Below are 970 nucleotides of genomic sequence, written 5' to 3'. Positions count from 1 at the left end.
CACCACAGAGTGCACAGGCGCGCAGTGACACTGCGCTGGATCGTCTGATGCAGGGTGCACCGGCACCGCTGGCTGCAGGTAACCTGGCATCTGATACCAATAAAGAATTACTTAATACACCTGAAGCTTTACCGGTATAAGAGGCAGTTATGGCGACAAAAGAAGAGTTTAACCATTACCAGCCGCTGGGTAACAGTGATCCGGCTCATACAGCAATTGCGCCTGGCGGATTGAGTGCGAAAACGCCTGCAATGACCCCACTGATGCTGGATGGCACTACCCGTAAGCTGGTTGTGTGGGATGGCACCACCGACGGTGCAGCCGTTGGCATTCTGGCGGTTGCTGCTGACCAGACCAGCACCACACTGACGTTCTACAAGTCCGGCTCGTTCCGTTATGAGGATGTGCTCTGGCCGGAGGCTGCCAGCGACGAGACGAAAAAACGGACCGCGTTTGCCGGAACGGCAATCAGCATCGTTTAATCTTCCCCTTCATCAACAAAGGCCGCCTGTGCGGCTTTTTTTATGGAAATAATTTATGTCTGTATATACAACTGCAGAATTACTGGCATCGACCCAGCATCACTTTAAGTTCGATCCGCTGTTTCTGCGCCTGTTTTTCCGTGAAACCTATCCTTTCACCACGGAAAAAGTCTATCTCTCACAAATTCCGGGACTGGTAAACATGGCGCTGTACGTTTCGCCGATTGTTTCCGGTGAGGTTATCCGATCCCGTGGCGGCTCCACCTCTGAATTTACGCCGGGTTATGTCAAACCCAAGCATGAGGTGAATCCGCAGATGACCCTGCGTCGCCTGCCGGATGAAGATCCGCAGAACCTGGCTGACCCGGCTTACCGTCGTCGCCGTATTATTCGGCAGAATATGCTGGATGAAAATCTGGCGATTGCCCAGGTCGAAGAGATGCAGGCAGTTTCTGCCGTGCTTAAGGGCAAATACACCATGACCGGTG

The 970-nt window shown here is 53.0% G+C and carries 2 protein-coding genes and 1 pseudogene; all 3 read left to right on the top strand.

What is annotated here, in order from left to right; all coding sequences use genetic code 11:
• Positions 1-140: pseudogene (locus HEN21_RS23230) on the top strand (S49 family peptidase); the annotation flags it as partial.
• A 9-nt stretch (positions 141-149) separates the two neighbouring features.
• Entirely contained in the window at positions 150-482 is a 333-nt protein-coding gene (locus HEN21_RS22525) for a head decoration protein (RefSeq protein WP_000201478.1), read from the top strand.
• Positions 483-537: 55 nt separating this feature from the next.
• On the top strand, positions 538-970 hold a 433-nt coding region (locus HEN21_RS22520; protein ID WP_183082957.1), incomplete at its 3' end, for a major capsid protein.

The organism is Escherichia sp. 93.1518 (assembly GCF_013368915.2).
Lineage (GTDB): Bacteria > Pseudomonadota > Gammaproteobacteria > Enterobacterales > Enterobacteriaceae > Escherichia > Escherichia ruysiae.
This window is presented reverse-complemented; position numbering and strand designations above follow the sequence as displayed.